The organism is Pseudomonas sp. GW821-FHT02C04, assembly GCF_059421845.1.
This window is the reverse complement of the sequence record NZ_JBWKVT010000011.1, coordinates 122203-142452: the sequence shown is the minus strand read 5'-3', so window position 1 is coordinate 142452 and position 20250 is coordinate 122203. Positions and strand designations below refer to the sequence as shown.

Sequence of the window (20250 nt, the reverse complement as noted above, 5' to 3'; positions counted from 1 at the left end):
CTGTTTTCTGATGCGGCGCGACCTGAGCCAGGACGTGCCAGCCATCGAATGGCCGAACGGCATCGAACTCACGACCTACAGCGCCGAACGCGCACCCGCCGTGCATGAACTGATGCAAATCGGCTACCGCGAAGGTGGCGGCCGGGTGCCGGCGCTGGACGTCTGGCAACAGCAGTTTGAAAACGATCCGGAATACGATCCCGCACTGTGCTTCATCGCCAGCGATGCCGATGGCGTCCTCGGCGTGGCGCAATGCTGGACCAGTTCCTACATCAAGAATCTGGTGGTGCATCCTCGCACCCAAGGACGTGGATTGGGACGGGCGCTACTGCTTCATGCATTCAAGGTGTTTCAGGATCGGCGCGAAGGGTTTGTCGATCTGAAGGTGCTGGAAGACAACCGTCGGGCGCAGAGCTTGTACGAAACGTCCGGAATGTATGTGGTCCGCCGGGAATTGGTGCCGGACTGACAAACTAAAATCCTGCGGCATACTCCAACCCTGGCGATCAACCCTCCAAGGATGCCCAAACCATGAAACGCCTCGCCCTCTCAGTGCTTTGCCTCATCGCCCCGTTTGCACACGCCTCCAGCCCCGACGCCTGGGCCGCCTACGACAAAGCCGTACTCGCCAATTGCACCAAGGCCAGCGGCCTGAAAGACGCCAAACCGGTCGGCAACGCCGCGCAATTCGATGACCGCGTCGGTTACACCGCGCTATTGCTGCAGGGCCAGTACCCGCAAAAACACATGAAGGGCCAACAAGGCACCGAGCTGTGCCTGTACAACAAAAAGTCGAAAACCGCGTTCGTCACCGAATGGGACTCGATCCGCCCGACCGCCAAGCCCTGAGTGAATGGCGCACAACTTGCTTCAATCCAGGCCTGCATGGCGGCTTTACGTCGCCGTTTCACACCCTGATTGAAGATTGCCCGCTCAATGAATACGACGTTTTCCTGCGTAGGTTGCGGCAAATGCTGCACCGATCATCACGTGCCTCTCACGCTGGCCGAAGCCCGTATGTGGGCGGCTGACGGCGGTCAGGTGATCGTGTTGGTGGAGGCATTTCTCGCCAATGGCCTGGGCCTGCCGGTGCAACAGCGTGAACACGCGCAGCGTCGTTCGGCGGTGGTGCGCAGCGGAAACTCCGACGCCCATGTGGCGATCACCTTCGCCGCCTACAACGTCGGCCCCTGCCGGAATCTTGACGAAGACAAGCTGTGCCGCATCTACGAGCGCCGGCCGCTGGTGTGTCGCATCTATCCCGCCGAAATCAATCCGCACATTTCGCTGAACCCGGCTGCCAAGGACTGTCCGCCGGAGTCTTGGGAACAAGGGCCGGAGCTGATCGTCGGTGGTGAACTGGTGGATCAGGAACTGGTGACGCTGATCCAGCGCTCCCGTCAGGCCGATCGCGATGACATCCGGACCAAGGATGCGATTTGCGGGTTACTCGGCATCCGCACCACGGCACTCAAGGGTGACGGGTTTACCGCGTACCTGCCGGACATGAGCGTGTTTGCCTCGGTCATCGATCAGGTCACCGCGCAGCCATTGAGCGAAGTGTCCAGCGAATGGCTGTTTCACCTCTCCGGTGATGATGTCGCCGGGCAAGTGCTGGCGGCGGGTGCACAAGTGGTCACCGAACCGCCGCAGACTTACGCGTTCATTTCCCTGCGCGCGGCCTAGGATCCCTGCCGCCGCCCCCAGAACTCCCGCGCCAGCGAACGCAAATCCCCCGCCAGCCCCGCCACGTCCTGTGAGTTGAGCTGGCTCTGGCGCCCTTCATCCACCGTCAGCTCACACGCCGTGCGAATGCTGACGATGTTGCGGTTGATGTCCTCGCTCACTGCGCTCTGTTCTTCAACCGCTGCGGCAATTTGCAGACTCATCTCGGTGATCTGCTCGACCCGCCCACTGATACCGTCCAAGGCACGGGCCGCGCGTTGCGCCTGTTCGACACTGTTATCCACATGCTCGCTGCTCTGCTGCATCACCAGCACCGCATCCCGCGCACCGTTTTGCAGGGTACTGATCATCCGCTGAATCTCGTTGGTCGACTGCTGAGTACGCTGGGCCAGGCCCCGCACCTCATCGGCCACCACCGCAAAACCACGCCCGGCATCCCCGGCCCGCGCCGCTTCGATTGCCGCGTTAAGCGCCAGCAGATTGGTCTGCTCGGCAATGCTGCGAATCACCTCCAGCACGCCGGAAATCTCGCTGCTGTGGCCTTCGAGCTGATGAATCACCTCGGTGGCCCGGCCCAACTCTTCCGCCAGTCGCAACACCGCACTGCGACTCTCGCCGACCAGCAGATGCCCCTCACGGGTTTCCGTCCCCGCCATATCAGCCGCCACCGACGCCTGCTGCGCATGGCTGGCGACTTCGGCCACACTGGCCGCCATCTGATGAATCGCCGCCGCCACCTGATCGGTTTCCGCCTGCTGCGCCAACGTACTGGTGTGACTGCTGTGCAGATGATCCACCAGCTGCGCCGCATGTCCGGCCAGCCGTTGCGACGCATCGCCGATCCGCCCGACCACCGCGCCGACCTGCGCTTCGAGCATCTGCAAGGCGAACTCGATCTGCCCGAACTGATCCCGCCGCCCGGTATAAATGCCCTGGCTCAACGGATTGTCGGCAATCTGCCGCGCACGCTCGGTCAGTCGCTCCAGCGGCCGCAATAACCAACCCACGCCCAAGGCACACGCGCCACTGCCGGCCACCAGCGCAGCGGCTTCAATGCCCATGGACTCCGGCCGCAGCCAGGCTTCAATCCCCAGCACCACCGCCAGCACCGAACTGGTCAACGCCATGATCCGCGCCCGCAACCCCAACACCGGCAGCCACTGCCAACGCGCCACCCGCTCTCCGCGCAACTGCGCGTAGGCCCGCTCCGCCGCTGCAATTTGCCGCGCATCCGGCCGGGTACGCACCGACTGAAACTCCACCGCCGCACCGTTCTGCGTGACCGGCGTGACATAGGCACTGACCCAATAGTGATCACCGTTCTTGCAACGATTCTTCACCAGCCCCATCCACGACCGCCCGCGCTTGAGCGTCTGCCACATATGGGCAAACGCCTGCGCCGGCATGTCCGGATGACGCAACAGGTTATGCGGCGTGCCCAGCAGCTCGTCACGGCTGTAACCGCTGATCTTGATGAAGTCTTCGTTGGCGTAGGTGATCGCGCTGGTCAGATCGGTGGTCGAGAGAATGTTCGCATCCGGCGCAACATCGACATTGCGCCCGGTCACCGGGAGATTGATCTTCATGGAAAGCGCGCTCGTTTTATTGGAAAGAGTCGGCAGGGCTGCTGACTCTAAGCGCACTAACTGGTTAAACGTTGATCTGGCTCAGGTTCCGGGCATTTAGCCATCAATCGCCGATATACAACTGCTCAGTCTGACAATACCGCCACGCACTCGATCTCAACTTTGGCACCCGGCACCACCAGCTGTTTGCCGGCGAACGTTGTACGGGCAGGCAAACGGTCGCCAGGGAAGAACTGGCGGTAGGCCTGATTCATCCCGGAAAAATCCTTGATGTCGGCAAGGATCACCGTGCATTTGGCAACGTGCGATGAGGATGATCCGCTTTCCTTCAAGGCAATGCGCAGGTTTTCCAAGGCTTGGGCAGTCTGCGGGCCGATACCGCCCTTGACCAGTTGCCCGTTGGCATCCAGTCCCAGTACACCTGACAGATAAACGGTTTCCCCGACTCGCACGGAATCCGAGAATGGCAACCCTTCGGTGTTGGGCTTGTAGCGCAGGGAGTCATCGGCTGCGGCCGGAAGGTAACGCTCGGAGATCGACTGATATTTACCGCTGAGCTTCAGACGCTTCAGTGCAGAATTCAGGTCATCACGCAGTACGGAATCGGTTTTACGGATCGCCATTGCAACGCCCGAACCGAGCATCGGATCCATCAATACCGGACCTGCGAAAGCAAACTCCCGCCCCTGCGGCTGACTCAGCAGTGCCTGGGTAATCTCGATCGTGTCTTGCAAGGTCGCGTCGATTTCCCCTGATTGCAGGGCGGCAATCAATTGATCGTTGAACTGAAAACTACGCACCGTCACACCCGACGAACCCCACCGCTCCCTGGAGAACCCCTCTCGGCTGGTGCCGGCCAGAACGCCGATGCGTTTTCCTTTGAGCGATTGCACATCCGGACTCAGGTTCGACCCCTTGCGGGCGACCAACTGGCTGCTCAGCGGGTAAAGAATGTCGGTAAAGTCGACACGTTCACGCCGCGCCGGGGTGGGGCTCATTGGCATGATCACGTCAAACTGGCCGGCTTGCAGCGCTGCGATATTGCTCGCGTAATCCTGATCGACCCAGACGCATCGAGCCTGCAACTCCGCGCACAACGCGTTACCAAGTTCGATGTTTAACCCGACCAGCTCACCTTTGTCGTTGCGGCTCTCGAAGGGCGGAACCAGCGCCTCGACACCGATGCGGACAGCGCGATCAGGATTGGAAGAAACACATCCGGTCGTGAGAAGCATCAGCGAAAGAACAGTCAGTTTTTTTGCCAGAGACATTGCGGCAGCCTACTTCAAGTATTCAGGGGAGCGAATTCTTGTCGAGTGGCTGCCATTGTTCCCAGAGGATGATTCTCTCGTCTGCGTGGGAAGAGTCCGAATTGAAAAGCGAATTCTTTCCTGACGAGAAGGGAAACTCAGCGCTTGCCCATCGAACGGCGAGTGCCCGACGGAGCCACGCCCGGAATCTTGGCGTGACGATCACCGTCCTTGCCCTTGAACTGCGGCTGCTTGGCCGCTTTGGCAGCCGCCAGGTCACCTGGCTTGAACGGGAACTTGAAGGCCGGGATCTTGGCTTGGGTTTCGTTGGTTTCAGCATGCTCGGCCGTGACGTCGCTGATAGCGTCATCAACTGGCGGTTGGGTCGGGGAAGTCATAAAAGCTCCGCAAAGCAAAAAGTCGGGCCCGAACAGTGAGCCGCGAAGGCGCGCAGTATACCTGCGCGCCCAATATCGGCACCTGAAGATTTACACGGCACGCCGAACGGCTTACAGATAACTGATGGTGACAATGCCCTTGTCGCTCGAAGTCTTCAGCGCCTCATAAGTGACGGACATCGGCAGCGCCTCATGGCTGCACGCATTGCGAAAGGAATCGACATCAAGCGTCAGGCCAGGCTTGATCTCAACCTGCCGTGACTCCTTCGAACCCAACGCCCCGACACGCCCCACCTCACAACCTGACTCGACAATCCGCCCACTGAACCGGATCTCACCGGAACTCGTCTGCGGCGCGGCAAAGACACAAAGCGGAAGCCAGACAAGCACAGCCGATATTGCGATATTCAACTTCATGGCAAAGACACTCCCGAAAGACCCACCCCAATGGCGTCAGGGCTGTACACCGTGTATCCGCTGGTGGAGGCGGATCTTTAGGAGCGTAGTTGGCAGTCGCCAGGGAAGATAAAAATCTGGAGATCGCCGAGGCAAATATGAAAGGTGAATCACATTTTCAAAACTGAGTTGCTGATCCGCCCCCTTTCGCGAACAAACACGCTCCCACCACCCTGCACCTCACCACTCAAAACGATGAGCGTTAGCTCGAGTAAAGCTTTTGACGTGCCGGCCCCATCGGCAGGCTGAGTGGAGGGATTTATCCGGGGGAGGGAGCGCAGCGACCGTTCGACGCAGTCGAACACATCGAGAGGAGGTGCAGCGAAGCAAACCGTAGGCGATGCCCCCGGATGAATCCCGGAACGAAGGAACACCGAGCCAAAGCGAGGTGCCGAACGCCGGGGCCCAGCCCTTTGGTTACTTTGGGGCGTTTGCCAAAGTGACCCGCCGTAAGGGCGGAACCCTAAGCGGCCGTTACCGCAGCAACGGATATACACACAGGAAAACTGACAGCGCCGTCAGCTAGCCGTCACCCTCCTGACCCCCAAACAAGTTTATAAAGAACCAACCTGCCCAAACCCCGTCCCCCTGGCGCCCCACAAGCATGCAAATCCAGAAGAAAAAGGCCCTGCTCGCCACCCTGCTGATCGCCCTCGCAGCCGCCGGCCTGTGGTACGCGATAAAACCCGCACCGGCCAAACTCGCCGCCCCCACCGCCATCCCGGTCAGGGTCGTCGCCGTCAGCGAAAAAGACGTCCCCCGCTACACCAGCGGCATCGGCTCGGTCCTCTCGCTGCACAGCGTCGTGGTACGCCCGCAGATCGACGGCATCCTCACCAAGCTTCTGGTCAAAGAGGGTCAACTGGTCAAACAGGGCGACCTGCTCGCCACCATCGACGATCGCTCGATCCGCGCCAGCCTCGACCAGGCCCGGGCGCAACTGGGCGAAAGCCAGGCACAACTGCAAGTGGCGCTGGTCAACCTCAAGCGCTACAAACTGCTCAGCGTCGACGACGGTGTATCGAAGCAGACCTACGACCAGCAACAGGCACTGGTCAACCAGCTCAAAGCCACCGCCCAAGGCAATCAGGCCTCGATTGACGCGGCTCAGGTACAACTTTCCTACACCCAGATTCGCTCCCCGGTCACCGGCCGCGTCGGGATTCGCACGGTCGACGAAGGCAACTTCCTGCGCATGACCGACACCCAGGGTCTGTTCACCGTGACCCAGATCGACCCGATCGCCGTCGAGTTTTCCCTGCCGCAGCAAATGCTGCCGACCCTGCAAGGTTTGATCAGCGATCCGCAGCGCGCCCAGGTCAAGGCCTACATCGGCGCCGACACCGACGGCGAAACCGGCAACCTGCTCGGCGAAGGTCACCTGACCCTGATCGACAACCAGATCAACGCCAACACTGGCACCATCCGCGCCAAGGCCGAATTCGACAATCCCAATCAGAAACTCTGGCCGGGCCTGCTGGTGACGGTAAAGATTCAGACGGCGCTGGATAAAGATGCGCTGGTGGTCCCGCCTACCGTCGTACAGCGAGGTCTGGATCAACACTTCGTGTACCGGGTCAACGGCGACAAGGTTGAAGCCGTGCAGGTGCAGATGGTTTATCAGGGCAGCGGCCAGGACATCATCAAGGGCGTGAAGCCCGGCGACGTATTGGTCAGTGACGGCCAGTCGCGGCTCAAGCCCGGTTCGACCGTGCAGGTCATGAGCGAGCCGCCGCAGGTGGTGCAAGCGGAGCCCAAGCCATGAAGCAGCACAAAGGCGTTTCGACCTGGTGCATCGACCATCCGGTGGCGACGATTCTGCTGACCATCGCGCTGGTGCTGGTCGGGGTGATTGCCTTCCCGCGCCTGCCGATTGCCCCGTTGCCGGAAGCGGAATTTCCGACGATCCAGGTCTCCGCACAACTGCCCGGCGCCAGCCCGGACACCATGGCGTCGTCCGTGGCCACGCCGCTGGAGGTGCAATTCAGCGCCATCCCCGGCATGACCCAGATGACCTCCAGCAGTGCGCTGGGCTCCAGCCTGCTGACCCTGCAATTCACCCTCGACAAGAGCATCGACACCGCCGCCCAGGAAGTGCAGGCCGCGATCAACACCGCCGCCGGAAAACTACCGAAAGACATGCCGACCCTGCCGACCTGGAAGAAGGTCAACCCGGCGGACAGCCCGGTGCTGATCCTCAGCGTCAGCTCGACCCAGATGCCCGGCACCGAGCTCAGTGACCTGGTGGAAACCCTGCTGTCGCGTCAGATCAGTCAGATCGACGGCGTAGGCCAGATCAACATCACCGGTCAGCAACGTCCGGCGATTCGCGTGCAGGCCTCGGCGGACAAACTGGCGGCCATCGGTCTGACCCTCGCCGACATTCGTCTGGCGATCCAGCAGACCAGCCTCAACCTCGCCAAAGGTGCGTTGTACGGCGAGTCGAGCATTTCCACGCTGTCGACCAACGACCAGTTGTTCCACCCCGAGGAATACAGCCAGCTCATTGTTTCCTACAAGGATGGCGCCCCGGTTCACCTGAAAGATGTCGCCAAAGTCGTCAACGGTTCGGAAGATGCCTATGTGCAAGCCTGGGCCGGCGATCAACCGGGGGTGAACCTGGTGATCTCCCGCCAGCCGGGGGCCAACATCGTCGAGACGGTGGACCGCATTCAAGCCGCCCTGCCCGGCCTCGAAGCCATGCTGCCGGCCTCGGTGCAGGTCAAAGTGCTGATCGACCGCACCCAGACCATTCGTGCCTCCCTGCATGAAGTGGAAATCACCCTGCTGATCGCGATCCTGCTGGTGGTGGCGGTGATGGCGCTGTTCCTGCGCCAATTGTCGGCAACGATGATTGTCTCGGCGGTGCTCGGCGTATCGCTGACCGCCAGTTTCGCCTTGATGTACCTGCTCGGTTTCAGCCTGAACAACCTGACGCTGGTTGCGATTGTGGTGGCGGTCGGGTTTGTGGTCGACGATGCCATCGTGGTGGTGGAAAACATTCACCGTCATCTGGAGGCCGGCGACAGCATGCGCGAAGCGGCGGTCAAGGGCGCCGGCGAGATCGGATTCACCGTGGTCTCGATCAGTTTCTCGCTGGTGGCGGCGTTCATTCCGCTGCTGTTCATGGGCGGCGTGGTCGGGCGCCTGTTCAAGGAATTTGCCCTGACGGCGACCTCGACCATCATGATTTCCGTGGTGGTGTCATTGACGTTGGCGCCAACGCTCGCGGCGCTGTTCATGCGCAAACCGGTGCATCACGCCCATGACAAACCGGGGTTCAGCGAGCGCCTGCTCGGCTGGTACGAAAAAGGCCTGCGTCGCGCCCTCGCCCACCAGAAACTGATGATCGCGGTGTTCGGTGTTTCTGTGGCGATGGCCATCGGTGGTTACATCTTTATCCCAAAAGGGTTCTTCCCGGTGCAGGACACCGGCTTCGTCCTCGGTACGACGGAAGCCGCCGCGGACATTTCCTACAGCGACATGGTGAAAAAACACCTGGCGATGGCCGAAATCGTTGCCGCCGACCCGGCCGTCCAGGCGTTTTCCCATTCGGTGGGCGTGTCCGGCAGCAACCAGACCATCGCCAACGGCCGCTTCTGGATCGCCCTGAAAAAACGCGGTGATCGCGACGTCTCGGCCAGCCAGTTCATCGACCGCATCCGCCCGCAACTGATGAAAGTCCCCGGCATCGTGCTTTACCTGCGCGCCGGCCAGGACATCAACCTCAGCTCCGGCCCGAGCCGTGCGCAGTATCAATACGTGCTCAAGAGCAACGACGGGCCGACGCTCGCCACCTGGACCCAGAAACTCACCGAAAAGCTGCGCAGCAACCCGGCGTTCCGTGACATTTCCAACGACCTGCAACTGGGCGGCAGCATCACCCACATCAGCATCGACCGCAGTGCCGCCGCGCGTTTCGGCCTGACGGCGAGTGATGTCGACGAGGCGCTGTACGACGCCTTCGGCCAGCGGCAGATCAACGAATTCCAGACCCAGGTCAACCAGTACAACGTGATTCTGGAGCTGGACACCAAACAGCGCGGCAAGGCCGAAAGCCTCAACTACTTCTACTTGCGCTCACCGCTGAGCGGGGAAATGGTACCGCTGTCGGCGCTGGCCCGATTCGATGCGCCAACCATCGGCCCGCTGTCCATTGCCCACGACGGCATGTTCCCGGCCGCCAACCTGTCGTTCAACCTGGCGCCCGGCGTGGCGTTGGGCGACGCGGTAATCCTGCTCAATCAGGCCAAGGCCGAGATCGGCATGCCGACCGCGATCAGCGGCAACTTCCAGGGCGCGGCCCAGGCATTCCAGAGTTCGCTGGCCAGCCAGCCGTGGCTGATTCTGGCGGCGCTGGTGGCGGTGTACATCATCCTTGGTGTGCTTTATGAAAGCTTCGTCCATCCGCTGACGATCATCTCGACCTTGCCGGCAGCGGGCCTTGGCGCGGTGATCATGCTGTGGATCTGCGGCCAGGACTTTTCGATCATGGCGCTGATCGGGCTGGTGCTGCTGATCGGTATCGTCAAAAAGAACGGCATCCTGATGATCGACTTCGCCCTGGAAGCGCAGCGTCATCGCGGTCTGTCACCGCAGGACGCGATTTTCGAGGCGTGTATCACGCGGTTCCGGCCGATCATCATGACCACCCTCGCCGCCTTGCTCGGCGCGCTGCCGCTGATGCTCGGCTACGGCACCGGCGCCGAACTGCGCCAGCCGCTGGGGATCGCGGTCGTGGGCGGCTTGCTGGTCAGCCAGATGCTGACGCTGTTCACCACACCGGTCATATACTTGTGGCTTGAGCGGCTGTTCCACAAGCCCAAACCATCGCCCGTCGCGGCGCTGGCAACGACAGACTGAGGCGGGTCATGCGCGTTCTGATTATCGAAGACGAAGAGAAAACCGCGGACTATCTGCACCGCGGCCTGACGGAACAGGGTTACACCGTGGATCTGGCTCGCGACGGCATCGAGGGCCTGCACCTGGCGCTGGAAAGCGACTACGCGGTGATCGTCCTCGACGTGATGCTGCCGGGCCTCGACGGCTTCGGCGTACTGCGCGCGTTGCGTGCGCGCAAGCAGACGCCGGTGATCATGCTCACCGCCCGCGAACGGGTCGAAGACCGGATCAGGGGCTTGCGCGACGGTGCCGACGATTACCTCGGCAAACCGTTTTCCTTCCTCGAACTGGTGGCGCGTCTGCAAGCGCTGACCCGTCGCAGTGGCGGCCATGAACCGGTGCAAGTGAGCATCGCCGACCTATGGATAGATTTGATCAGCCGCAAGGCCACCCGCGCCGGCACCCGACTGGATCTGACCGCCAAGGAGTTTTCGCTGCTCAGCGTGCTGGCCCGGCGTCAGGGTGAGATCCTTTCGAAAACCGCGATTGCGGAAATGGTCTGGGACATCAATTTCGACAGCGACGCCAACGTCGTCGAAGTCGCGATCAAGCGTCTGCGGGCCAAGCTCGACGGGCCGTTCGACGAGAAACTGCTGCACACCATCCGTGGCATGGGTTATGTGCTGGAGAGCCGTGGTGTCCAGTAACTCTATCGCCCTGCGCTTGAGCGGGATGTTCACGCTGGTGGCGCTGCTGGTGTTTCTGTTGATCGGCGGCGCGCTGTATCAGCAGGTGGACAAGGGTTTGGGCCTGTTGCCGGAAGCCGAGCTGGATGCGCGTTATAGCGTGCTGGAGTCGGCACTCAACCGATTCGGCACCCCCGAACATTGGGTGAAGATCAACGCCAAACTGAACTTGCTCGGCGAAGAAGACAAACGCATCCGCTTCTGGGTGGTGAGCGGTGACCCGGGGTATGAATATGGCCAGCCGGACGCCATGATCCGCGCCTTTGCCCAAGGCCCTCTGGGCATGCGCGACCTGCAACTGCCCAACCATGATTACCCGCTGAAAGTGCTGCTGACCGAACTGCCGGCCAAGGATCAACGCCCGCCCCTGCGGTTCATGATCAGCATCGACACCGAGACCTTTCACCAGACCCAGCACAACCTTCTTATCGCCTTGATCGGCCTGGCGATTGTCGGCGTGTTGATGGCCTCTGCATTGGGTTATTGGGTAGCGCGGATCGGCCTCAAGCCGCTGATCAAACTGTCCCACGAGGCGCAGCGTCTGGCGCCGCCGCTGCGGGCCGGGCGCTTGCGTCTGTCGCCGTTGCCACCGGAGCTCGAACAGTTTGTCGACTCGTTCAACTCGACACTGGAGCGGGTTGAACAAGCCTACTCGCGTCTCGAATCCTTCAACGCCGACGTCGCCCATGAACTGCGTTCGCCGTTGACCAACCTGATCGGCCAGACCCAGGTCGCCCTGACGCGCGGGCGTTCTGCCGAGCATTATTTCGAAGTGCTGCAATCCAACCTCGAAGAACTGGAACGCCTGCGTTCGATCATCAACGACATGCTGTTCCTGGCCAGCGCCGATCAGGGCAGCAAGGCCACCAAACTGACCTCGACCTCGCTGGCCGATGAAGTGGCGACCACCCTCGAATACCTCGATTTCATCCTCGAAGATGCACAGGTCGAAGTACGAGTGAGCGGCGACGCGCAGGTGCAGATCGAGATCGCTCATTTGCGCCGGGCGTTGATCAATCTGCTGAGCAACGCAGTGCAACACACCGCGCCAGGACAGGTGATCGAAGTGCAGATCACGGTCGAGGAACATCAGGTCAGCATCGGCGTGGCCAACCCTGGTTCGCCGATTGCCAGCGAGCATTTGCCACGGTTGTTCGAACGCTTCTACCGGGTCGACGCGTCGCGCAGCAACAGTGGCAACAACCACGGTCTGGGGCTGGCGATCGTCAAGGCGATTGCGTTGATGCATGGTGGTGATGTGTTCGTGCGCAGTGATCGCGGAATGAACACTTTTGGCATTCACCTCCCGGTCTGAGGACCTGGATCGTTGCCATTCCCGCAACAGTCATTTATGAAAATCACGCTGTTTCCCAACGCCCGGCAACCTTATCTTTGCCCGCACCAAACAGCACTTGCCAAGCAAGAAGGTTTTCAAGATGTCCAACAGTATGGGTATTGCCAGCGCTTTCGTTTTGTCCTCATTGATCCTGTCGCCGATGGCGATGGCTGAAGAATCGCAGTCGTTCGTAGCGCAAAACGCCGCTCGCGCCCAGGCATTCGAGCAGTATCAGGCAGACGTGATGGCCAAGGCCCAAGACGCTACGCAAGCCCCTCAGGCTGCAACTTCCCAGGCTCAGGCAGCCGAGAAAGACAGCTGAGTCACGCACCGCACAAAGTTTCCCTCGACGCGGTTGTTTGGCTCTTCCCGTTCAACCGTCGTCCTTCCAGGCCGCTGACTTTCAGCGGCCTTTTTTCGTTGTGGTGTACAAGCGGACTGGTTCGTCTCTTACAATTAGAAACATCCCGCACCTCAAGACATTGAAGTGTCAGTTGACCCAAGGAGCTTTACCGCACGTGCGTTACCCAGTTCGCTTCACCCCGCTGTTCATTGCAATTGCCGCAACGATTGCCCCCGCCGCCCACGCCGTCGAACCCGAGAAAGAAGGTTTCGTCGAAGGCTCGAGCCTCAACCTCAACGCCCGCAACTACTACATGAACCGTAACCGCCTGCAGCAGACGGACGACAACATCGAGTGGGGCCAGGGTTTCCTCGGCAAATTCCAGTCGGGCTACACCGAAGGCACCGTCGGCTTCGGCATTGATGCCCACGCCATGCTCGGTCTGAAACTCGACGGTGGTGGCGGTACGGACAACTCCAGCATCCTGCCGGTCAGCGACGGCAACGGCAAAGCGCCGGGCTCGTTCTCCACTGCGGGTGGCACGCTGAAAATGCGTGCGTTCGATACCGAACTGAAGGCCGGTGACCTGTTCCTCACCAACCCGGTGATCGCCGGCGGTGAAAGCCGCATGCTGCCGCAGACCTTCCGTGGCGTCAGCCTGACCAACCACAGCTTCGACGGCTGGATGATCGAAGGTGGCCAGGCCAGTTTCACCAAACCGTACAACCAGAGCGGTCACAAACGCATCGGCACCTCTTATGGCACCCTCGCCGAGCACGATGACAGCCAGCACCTGAACTGGGCCGGCGTGGCCTGGAGCGGCGTCGAAGGCCTGACCAGCAGCCTCTACGCTTCCGAGCTGAAGGACATCTGGAACCAGTACTACTACGACCTCGACTACACCTGGGCGCTGAACGACCTGGTGACCCTCAACCCGGGCCTGCACTTCTATCACACGCAGGACACCGGCGACGCGTTGCTGGGCAACATCGACAACAACACCTACAGCCTGCATTTCACCGTCGGCATCGGCAGCCACAGCATCACCGCCGCCTACCAGCGGGTCAACGGCAACACGCCGTTCGACTACATCAGCCAGGGCGACAGCATCTACCTCGACAACTCCCAGCAGTACTCGGACTTCAACGGCCCGAACGAGCGCTCGTGGAAACTCAAGTACGCCTACGACTTCGCTGGCCTCGGCATGCCAGGCCTGACCTCGGCGGTGTCCTACTCGCGCGGCACGCTGGACCTGACCAAGGTCGACCCGGACAGCAAAGGCTACGCCTCGTGGTACAGCGCCGAAGGTCGCAACGCCAAGCACTGGGAACGCGACATCGACCTCAAGTACGTGGTGCAGAGCGGCCAGGCCAAAGATCTGGCGGTACGTCTGCAATGGGCCACCAACCGTGGCGGCAACGGTTACGGCGCGCTGGATACGGACACAGATGAATACCGCGTGATCATCGACTACCCGATCAACGTCTTCTAAGATCGGCGCTACAGTAAGAAGGCCAGCCTTATGCGCTGGCCTTTTTCTTGCGTGTGCGGCAGCGACGTTTGTACAACTACGCTTAGAAGACTCTTCAACCGATAACCCAACCATGATCGCGAGCCGTACCCCACCCGTTGCGGGCAAGACCGGACGCCCCGAGTTGCTGTTGATCCTCGGCAGTCTGCTGAGCGTCATCGCGATTGTGTGCATCGTCACTTTTCTGCTGATTCGTGAGCACGCCAACGCTCAGGAGTCGGCGACACGCAGCGCCACCACCATCGCCCAACTGATCGATGCCGATGTGTTGCGCACCGTTGAGCTATACGACCTGACCCTGCAGGGGCTGATCGCCGCCGCCCAGCGTGATGACCTGAAAAGCGTGTCGCCGCAGATCCGTCATCTGGCGCTGTTCGACCGCTCGACGACGGCGCGTTTCAAGGGCGACATCCTGCTGCTCGACAAACACGGCGAGGTCCTCGCCGACTCTTCCCGGATTGACCCACTGCCGGGCAACTTCGCCGACCGCGATTACTTCCTCGCCCACGCCTTCAAACGCGATACCGGCATGTACATCAGCCGCCCGTTCAAGCCACGTTGCGACTGCGACGACGCCAATCAGTGGCGTGTCAGTTTCAGCCGACGCATCTCTTCGGACACTGGCGAATTCCTGGGTGTGGCGGTCGCTTCGATGAAGCTCGATTACTTCGACCAGTTGTTCAACAGCCTCGACATCGGCGTCGACAGCACGCTGAACATCATCAACAGCGACGGCATCCTCTTGGCCCAGAAGCCTTATCTGCAGAGCGATTCGATCGGCAAGAGCTTTGCCGCCCGTCCCAATGTGGTGCGAATTTTGCGCGACCGCAGCGGCAATGGCAGCTTCAGCAGCATTTCGAGCATGGATCACCAGCAACGGCTGTACACCTACTCTCAGGTCGGCAACCTGCCGCTGACAGTCATCGTTGCGCTGTCGAGCGATGAAGTGTTCGGTGCGTGGAAGCGCACGGCGATTCTGATCAGCGGTGCCACCGGTGTGCTCTGCCTCGGCCTGTTGTGGCTGACCTGGCTGTTGGCTCGAGAGCTACGGCTGCGACAACGGGCCGAACATGAACTGGCGCAACTGGCTGCCACCGATGCCCTCACCGGCGTCGCCAACCGGCGGATGCTCGATCAGGCGCTGCGACACGAATGGTTTCGTGCCCAGCGCTCGGGCAAGGCGTTATCGGTACTGATGGTCGATGCCGATCACTTCAAGGCGTTCAACGACCGGCATGGCCACCAGGCCGGGGATCAGGCACTGCGTGAACTGGCCAAAGTGATTACCGCCAATGTGCGGCGCCCGGCGGATCTGGTGGCACGTTATGGCGGTGAAGAGTTCTCGGTGATCCTGGCCGAAACCGACAGCGTCGGCGCGCAACAGATTGCCGAACATGTACGGGCGGCGGTGGAGCAGTTGCCACGCCTGGAGGGGGATGAAGTGCCGATGACCGTGAGCATCGGTATCAGCACCTGGACGGCTGCGAGCGAAATCAGTCTGGAGCAGCTGATGTTTGCGGCAGACAAGGCGCTGTACCAGGCCAAGGAAGGTGGCCGGAATCGGGTGGTGATGGCGTCCTGAAAACCGGCATAAAAAAAGGCCACCCTAAGGTGGCCTTCAAAAAACTAGAGAGGTTTTTTACTTACACCGCCGCAACCGGGCGCATGTAAGAGATTGGTGCGGTGCTGGCGTCTTCAAACGTCACGACTTCCCAGGCATCTGTCTGCTCAATCAACTTGCGCAGCAGCTGGTTGTTCAGTGCGTGGCCGGACTTGAAGCCCTTGAACTCACCAATCAGGCTATTGCCCAGCAGGTACAGGTCGCCAATTGCATCGAGGATCTTGTGCTTCACGAATTCGTCTTCATAGCGAAGGCCGTCTTCGTTCAGTACGCCATCGGCGTCGACCACGATCGCGTTTTCAACGCTGCCGCCGAGTGCGAGGTTGTGCTTGCGCAGGTACTCGATGTCACTCATGAAACCGAAAGTACGGGCGCGGCTGACTTCTTTTACGAACGAAGTGCTGGAAAAATCCACGCTTGCACTTTGGGTGCGGTCCCGGAAAACCGGGTGATCGAAATCGATCTCGAAGCTCACCTTGAACCCTTCGAAAGGGACGAAAGTGGCGCGCTTGTCGCCGTCTTCCACTGTCACTTCACGCAGGATGCGGATGAATTTCTTGGCGGCGTCCTGTTCTTCCAGGCCTGCCGATTGAATCAGGAATACGAAAGGTCCTGCGCTACCGTCCATGATCGGGACTTCGGACGCGGAGAGCTCGACGTAGGCGTTATCGATGCCCAGGCCAGCCATGGCCGAGAGCAAGTGCTCTACCGTGTCCACTTTGACGTCGCCGTTAATCAGCGTCGTCGACATAGTGGTTTCACCGACGTTTTCCGCGCGGGCAGGAATCTGCACCACAGGGTCGAGGTCAGCGCGACAAAACACAATGCCAGTGTCGACAGGCGCAGGCTTGAGGGTCAGGTAGACCTTCTCCCCGGAGTGCAGGCCTACACCTGTGGCACGGATAATATTTTTCAGTGTGCGTTGTTTAATCATGGCTTGGGCCGCTTCAGCGCAAATTGCGAACTGGTATCAACAAAGGCTGGCGATGATAGCAGACCATGCCTTTGCTGAACACCAATCACCTTCATAGCCCTGATACATTCCATCAATCAGCCTGACGACGCAGGAAAGCCGGGATGTCCAGGTAGTCCAGGTCATCTTGCGGATTCATCTTCGCGGCAGTCGCAGCACCGGCCTGAGCCTGGTTGCGCATGACGGTCGGACGGTCCAGATCACGGTAGTTCACCGCTGGCGCTTCCTGACGGGCGGGAGCCGGTTGTTGCACCTGAGCGGCAGCCATGGAGGTGTGAACAGTGTTGTCGATGACCTTCACAGGCTTCTCGATTTTCGCGCCCAGACCGGTGGCAACCACGGTTACGTGCAGCTCGTCGCGCATGTCCGGATCGATAACGGTACCGACCTTGACCATCGCGTGCTCGGAGGCAAAGGCTTCGATGATCGAACCCACGTCGGAGTACTCACCCAGGGACAGGTCAGGACCGGCGGTGATGTTCACCAGGATGCCGCGTGCGCCTTGCAGGTTCACGTCTTCCAGCAGCGGGTTGCGGATGGCCGCTTCGGTCGCTTCACGTGCACGGTTCGGACCGCTGGCGCAGCCAGTGCCCATCATCGCCATGCCCATTTCGCTCATCACGGTACGCACGTCGGCGAAGTCGACGTTGATCATGCCCGGACGCTTGATGATGTCGGAGATACCGCGAACGGCACCGGCCAGTACATCGTCAGCCTTGGCGAAAGCCGACAGCAGGCTTGCGTCTTTACCGAGGATGGTCAGCAGCTTCTCGTTGGGAATGGTGATCAACGAGTCGACGCTTTCGGAGAGCATGCGGATGCCTTCGTCGGCGATCTGCATACGCTTGCGGCCTTCGAACGGGAACGGACGCGTTACGACAGCAACGGTCAGGATGCCCATTTCCTTGGCCACTTCGGCGATGATCGGCGCAGCACCCGTACCGGTACCGCCGCCCATGCCAGTGGTGATGAACACCATGTTGGTGCCGGCCAGCACTTCAGCGATGCGCTCGCGATCTTCCAGCGCAGCCTGACGGCCGACTTCCGGGTTGGCGCCGGCGCCCAGGCCTTTGGTCACGCCAGTGCCCAGTTGCAGAATGGTGCGCGCGCCGATGTTTTTCAGCGCTTGAGCATCGGTGTTGGCGCAGATGAACTCGACGCCTTCGATGTTGCTCTTGACCATGTGGTTGACAGCGTTGCCGCCGCCACCGCCAACACCGATAACTTTGATTACCGGGCTTGCGGGGATGTTGTCTACGAGTTCGAACATTTTCCCTCTCCTTACATTCTCTAGTTTTTTCGCCTACTGCATTTTGTTGCGGTGTTGCGGTAAAGCTTTAGAAGTTGCCTTGAACCCACTTCTTCAATCGGTCCAGCAACGGCGCCTGTGGCTCATCGTTGCTGTAGCTGTCGCGGCTGCCGATGCCCGAGAACGAGATCCCGTCTGACTGCTTCTGCAGGCCGTACATCAACAAGCCAACGCCAGTGGAATAAATCGGGTTGCGCACCACGTCATCCAGACCTTTCACGCCATGGGGCACGCCCAGACGGACCGGCATGTGGAAGATTTCCTCGGCCAGTTCGGTGGCGCCTTCCATCTTCGACGTACCGCCAGTCAGCACGATGCCGGCCGGGATCAGGTCTTCGTAGCCGCTGCGACGCAGCTCGGCCTGGATCAGGGTGAACAGCTCGTCGTAACGCGGCTCGACCACTTCGGCCAGGGCCTGACGGGACAGTTCGCGCGGCGGACGGTCGCCGACACTCGGCACCTTGATGGTTTCACCGGCACCGGCCAGCTTGGCCAGGGCGCAGGCGTAGCGGATCTTGATCTCTTCGGCGTACTGGGTCGGAGTGCGCAACGCCATGGCGATGTCGTTGGTCACCTGGTCGCCGGCAATCGGGATCACGGCCGTGTGGCGGATGGCGCCTTCGGTGAAGATCGCGATGTCGGTAGTACCGCCGCCGATGTCGACCAGGCACACGCCCAGCTCTTTTTCGTCGTCGGTCAGTACCGAGTAGGCCGAGGCCAGTTGCTCGAGAATGATGTCGTCGATTTCCAGACCGCAGCGACGCACGCATTTTTCAATGTTCTGTGCGGCGTTGACGGCGCAGGTGACCACGTGGACCTTGGCTTCCAGACGCACGCCCGACATGCCCAGCGGCTCGCGCACGCCTTCCTGGTTATCGATCACGTAGTCCTGCGGCAAGGTGTGCAGCACCCGCTGGTCAGCCGGGATCGCCACAGCCTGGGCGGCGTCGAGCACGCGCTCAAGGTCAGCCGAGCTGACTTCGCGATCACGAATCGCCACGATGCCGTGGGAGTTCAGGCTGCGGATGTGATTGCCCGCCACGCCGACGAACGCCGAGTGAATGCGGCAGCCCGCCATCAGTTGGGCTTCTTCGATCGCCCGCTGAATCGATTGCACGGTGGACTCGATGTTCACCACCACGCCTTTCTTCAGGCCGCGGGACGGATGAGTGCCGATCCCGACGATTTCCAGCGAGCCGTCGTCGGAGACCTCGCCGACCAGCGCCACCACCTTGGAGGTGCCGATATCGAGACCGACGATCATTTTGCCGCTTTGCACGTTTGCCATGGGTCCTGCCTCTTCTTAATTCTTTGCGACAGCGGGTTGGGCTGTCGTCGGCGCTACTGGTTCCCGCCAGCCAACAGCGAGGCCGTTGGCATAGCGCAGATCGATGCGCGCAATGTTCGTAATCTGGTCTTTAAGCGTCTTGTCATAGATGGCAATGAAGCGGCGCATCTTTTCCACCAGGTTGCCGCGTCCCAGCAGCAACTCGATGCCGGGGCCGGAACTGCCGGCACCGGTGGTCAGGAACCAGCTGCCACGCTCACGCAGCTCGAGGCGCGCAATCGAGAAGCCCATTGGCCTGAGCATCTGGCTCAGCACCTGATACTGCTGCATCACTTGCTGCTGGGCCCGCTGCGGGCCGAACAGCTGTGGCAGGTGTTCGTAGTTCGCCAGTTCCTTGGGCGTGAACGCCTGGCCCTGGTTGTTGAGCAGCGACTCGTCGCCCCAACGGGCCACGGGCAGTTGCTCTTCGAGGCGGATCACCACCTGGTCCGGCCACACCCGACGGACTTCGGCGTGAGCGATCCACGGCATCTGCTCCAGCTCGGTGCGCATGCTCGCCAGGTCGATGGTGAAGAAGCTCGACGCCACGTACGGGGCGATTCGCTGCTGCACCGCTTGCTGGCTGATGTAGCTCAGGTCGCCCTGCACCGCGATCTTGGTGATCGGCCGGTCGGCGTACGGCAACAAACGCTGCGCGCCTTCGTAGGTACCGAACCCGAGTACCACCAGCAATACCGGCCAGAACAGGCTTTTCAGAAAACCGAAATTGGCTTTGGGCAGGCGCGCGGACATCGGCTCTTTGGCCACCATTCGGCTGGCACCCCGCGGCACCGGCTTGCGGCCGGGAGCGGGTGGCTGATGTCTGAGCTGTGCGCCTTGCATGGT

18 protein-coding genes and 1 pseudogene are annotated in these 20250 nt (G+C 60.8%); 10 read left to right on the top strand and 9 right to left on the bottom strand.

All coding sequences use genetic code 11. The features are described from left to right. Window positions 1-10 precede the first annotated feature (10 nt). The 3 genes from AC07VV_RS28815 to AC07VV_RS28805 all read left to right on the top strand — a co-directional run bounded on the left by AC07VV_RS28815 (window position 11) and on the right by AC07VV_RS28805 (window position 1686). Window positions 11-469, top strand: a complete 459-nt coding sequence (locus tag AC07VV_RS28815) for a GNAT family N-acetyltransferase (RefSeq protein ID WP_495038188.1) — start codon at window positions 11-13, stop codon at window positions 467-469. 62 nt (window positions 470-531) lie between these two features. Beyond that, complete coding sequence (locus AC07VV_RS28810; protein WP_495038173.1) at window positions 532-849, top strand: hypothetical protein; 318 nt, start codon at window positions 532-534, stop codon at window positions 847-849. 87 nt (window positions 850-936) lie between these two features. Next, a complete protein-coding gene (locus AC07VV_RS28805) occupies window positions 937-1686 on the top strand; it encodes a YkgJ family cysteine cluster protein (RefSeq protein ID WP_495038172.1) in 750 nt (249 codons plus the stop codon). On the opposite strand, the gene AC07VV_RS28800 is transcribed toward AC07VV_RS28805, so the two are convergent. From AC07VV_RS28800 to AC07VV_RS28780, 5 genes and pseudogenes are all read right to left on the bottom strand, one after another. After that, a complete protein-coding gene (locus tag AC07VV_RS28800; RefSeq protein ID WP_425220395.1) occupies window positions 1683-2747 on the bottom strand; it encodes a methyl-accepting chemotaxis protein in 1065 nt (354 codons plus the stop codon). The two genes, AC07VV_RS28805 and AC07VV_RS28800, sit on opposite strands and share 4 nt — an antisense overlap. A 243-nt stretch (window positions 2748-2990) precedes the next feature. Beyond that, window positions 2991-3272, bottom strand: a pseudogene (locus tag AC07VV_RS28795) (PAS domain-containing protein); the annotation flags it as partial. A 125-nt stretch (window positions 3273-3397) separates the two neighbouring features. Next, a complete protein-coding gene (locus AC07VV_RS28790; protein WP_495038171.1) occupies window positions 3398-4543 on the bottom strand; it encodes a transporter substrate-binding domain-containing protein in 1146 nt (381 codons plus the stop codon). Window positions 4544-4680: 137 nt separating this feature from the next. Further along, window positions 4681-4920: a hypothetical protein gene (locus AC07VV_RS28785; protein WP_495038170.1), complete on the bottom strand. Its 240-nt coding sequence runs from the start codon at window positions 4918-4920 to the stop codon at window positions 4681-4683. A gap of 111 nt (window positions 4921-5031) precedes the next feature. Then, window positions 5032-5337 (bottom strand): type 1 fimbrial protein, encoded by a 306-nt coding sequence (locus AC07VV_RS28780; RefSeq protein WP_495038169.1) that lies wholly within the window; start codon window positions 5335-5337, stop codon window positions 5032-5034. Window positions 5338-5980: 643 nt separating this feature from the next. Between AC07VV_RS28780 and AC07VV_RS28775 the strand changes: the two genes are divergently transcribed. The 7 genes from AC07VV_RS28775 (at window position 5981) to AC07VV_RS28745 (ending at window position 15756) form a co-directional block, all read left to right on the top strand. After that, the gene (locus AC07VV_RS28775) at window positions 5981-7141 is read left to right on the top strand and encodes an efflux RND transporter periplasmic adaptor subunit (RefSeq protein WP_096822821.1); all 1161 of its coding nucleotides are present in this window, start codon (window positions 5981-5983) and stop codon (window positions 7139-7141) included. After that, window positions 7138-10239: a multidrug efflux RND transporter permease subunit gene (locus AC07VV_RS28770; RefSeq protein WP_249484779.1), complete on the top strand. Its 3102-nt coding sequence runs from the start codon at window positions 7138-7140 to the stop codon at window positions 10237-10239. The genes AC07VV_RS28775 and AC07VV_RS28770 overlap by 4 nt, the downstream gene beginning before the upstream one ends. Window positions 10240-10247: 8 nt before the next feature. After that, complete coding sequence (locus AC07VV_RS28765) at window positions 10248-10925, top strand: heavy metal response regulator transcription factor (RefSeq protein WP_053123617.1); 678 nt, start codon at window positions 10248-10250, stop codon at window positions 10923-10925. Next, complete coding sequence (locus AC07VV_RS28760) at window positions 10915-12279, top strand: heavy metal sensor histidine kinase (protein ID WP_495038168.1); 1365 nt, start codon at window positions 10915-10917, stop codon at window positions 12277-12279. The genes AC07VV_RS28765 and AC07VV_RS28760 overlap by 11 nt, the downstream gene beginning before the upstream one ends. Window positions 12280-12400: 121 nt before the next feature. Next, window positions 12401-12622 (top strand): hypothetical protein, encoded by a 222-nt coding sequence (locus tag AC07VV_RS28755; protein ID WP_273540038.1) that lies wholly within the window; start codon window positions 12401-12403, stop codon window positions 12620-12622. A gap of 196 nt (window positions 12623-12818) precedes the next feature. Then, window positions 12819-14135: an OprD family porin gene (locus AC07VV_RS28750; protein ID WP_495038167.1), complete on the top strand. Its 1317-nt coding sequence runs from the start codon at window positions 12819-12821 to the stop codon at window positions 14133-14135. Between the two features lie 112 nt (window positions 14136-14247). Then, window positions 14248-15756, top strand: a complete 1509-nt coding sequence (locus tag AC07VV_RS28745) for a sensor domain-containing diguanylate cyclase (protein ID WP_495038166.1) — start codon at window positions 14248-14250, stop codon at window positions 15754-15756. A 61-nt stretch (window positions 15757-15817) separates the two neighbouring features. Here AC07VV_RS28745 and lpxC read toward each other — a convergent pair whose 3' ends face one another. The 4 genes from lpxC to AC07VV_RS28725 form a co-directional block, all read right to left on the bottom strand. After that, on the bottom strand, window positions 15818-16729 hold the full coding sequence (gene lpxC, locus AC07VV_RS28740; protein WP_007916984.1) for a UDP-3-O-acyl-N-acetylglucosamine deacetylase: 912 nt from the start codon (window positions 16727-16729) through the stop codon (window positions 15818-15820). A gap of 112 nt (window positions 16730-16841) precedes the next feature. Beyond that, window positions 16842-18038 carry a cell division protein FtsZ gene (gene ftsZ / locus AC07VV_RS28735; protein ID WP_025109282.1) on the bottom strand — a complete coding sequence of 399 codons (1197 nt, stop codon included), beginning with the start codon at window positions 18036-18038 and terminating at the stop codon, window positions 16842-16844. Window positions 18039-18105: 67 nt separating this feature from the next. After that, window positions 18106-19365: a cell division protein FtsA gene (gene ftsA / locus AC07VV_RS28730; RefSeq protein WP_495038165.1), complete on the bottom strand. Its 1260-nt coding sequence runs from the start codon at window positions 19363-19365 to the stop codon at window positions 18106-18108. Between the two features lie 15 nt (window positions 19366-19380). Further along, window positions 19381-20247 (bottom strand): cell division protein FtsQ/DivIB, encoded by an 867-nt coding sequence (locus AC07VV_RS28725; RefSeq protein ID WP_096822827.1) that lies wholly within the window; start codon window positions 20245-20247, stop codon window positions 19381-19383. Between the last annotated feature and the right edge of the window lie 3 nt (window positions 20248-20250).

Excerpts from the sequence above, each read along its gene's own strand:
- lpxC (WP_007916984.1), bottom strand. The coding sequence starts at position 16,729 with ATGATTAAACAACGCACACTGAAAAATATTATCCGTGCCACAGGTGTA.
- AC07VV_RS28780 (WP_495038169.1), bottom strand. The coding sequence starts at position 5,337 with ATGAAGTTGAATATCGCAATATCGGCTGTGCTTGTCTGGCTTCCGCTT.
- ftsA (WP_495038165.1), bottom strand. The coding sequence starts at position 19,365 with ATGGCAAACGTGCAAAGCGGCAAAATGATCGTCGGTCTCGATATCGGC.
- AC07VV_RS28805 (WP_495038172.1), top strand. The coding sequence starts at position 937 with ATGAATACGACGTTTTCCTGCGTAGGTTGCGGCAAATGCTGCACCGAT.
- AC07VV_RS28810 (WP_495038173.1), top strand. The coding sequence starts at position 532 with ATGAAACGCCTCGCCCTCTCAGTGCTTTGCCTCATCGCCCCGTTTGCA.
- AC07VV_RS28815 (WP_495038188.1), top strand. The coding sequence starts at position 11 with ATGCGGCGCGACCTGAGCCAGGACGTGCCAGCCATCGAATGGCCGAAC.
- AC07VV_RS28765 (WP_053123617.1), top strand. The coding sequence starts at position 10,248 with ATGCGCGTTCTGATTATCGAAGACGAAGAGAAAACCGCGGACTATCTG.
- AC07VV_RS28800 (WP_425220395.1), bottom strand. The coding sequence starts at position 2,747 with ATGGGCATTGAAGCCGCTGCGCTGGTGGCCGGCAGTGGCGCGTGTGCC.
- AC07VV_RS28745 (WP_495038166.1), top strand. The coding sequence starts at position 14,248 with ATGATCGCGAGCCGTACCCCACCCGTTGCGGGCAAGACCGGACGCCCC.
- AC07VV_RS28775 (WP_096822821.1), top strand. The coding sequence starts at position 5,981 with ATGCAAATCCAGAAGAAAAAGGCCCTGCTCGCCACCCTGCTGATCGCC.
- AC07VV_RS28790 (WP_495038171.1), bottom strand. The coding sequence starts at position 4,543 with ATGTCTCTGGCAAAAAAACTGACTGTTCTTTCGCTGATGCTTCTCACG.
- AC07VV_RS28755 (WP_273540038.1), top strand. The coding sequence starts at position 12,401 with ATGTCCAACAGTATGGGTATTGCCAGCGCTTTCGTTTTGTCCTCATTG.
- AC07VV_RS28785 (WP_495038170.1), bottom strand. The coding sequence starts at position 4,920 with ATGACTTCCCCGACCCAACCGCCAGTTGATGACGCTATCAGCGACGTC.
- ftsZ (WP_025109282.1), bottom strand. The coding sequence starts at position 18,038 with ATGTTCGAACTCGTAGACAACATCCCCGCAAGCCCGGTAATCAAAGTT.
- AC07VV_RS28770 (WP_249484779.1), top strand. The coding sequence starts at position 7,138 with ATGAAGCAGCACAAAGGCGTTTCGACCTGGTGCATCGACCATCCGGTG.
- AC07VV_RS28725 (WP_096822827.1), bottom strand. The coding sequence starts at position 20,247 with ATGCAAGGCGCACAGCTCAGACATCAGCCACCCGCTCCCGGCCGCAAG.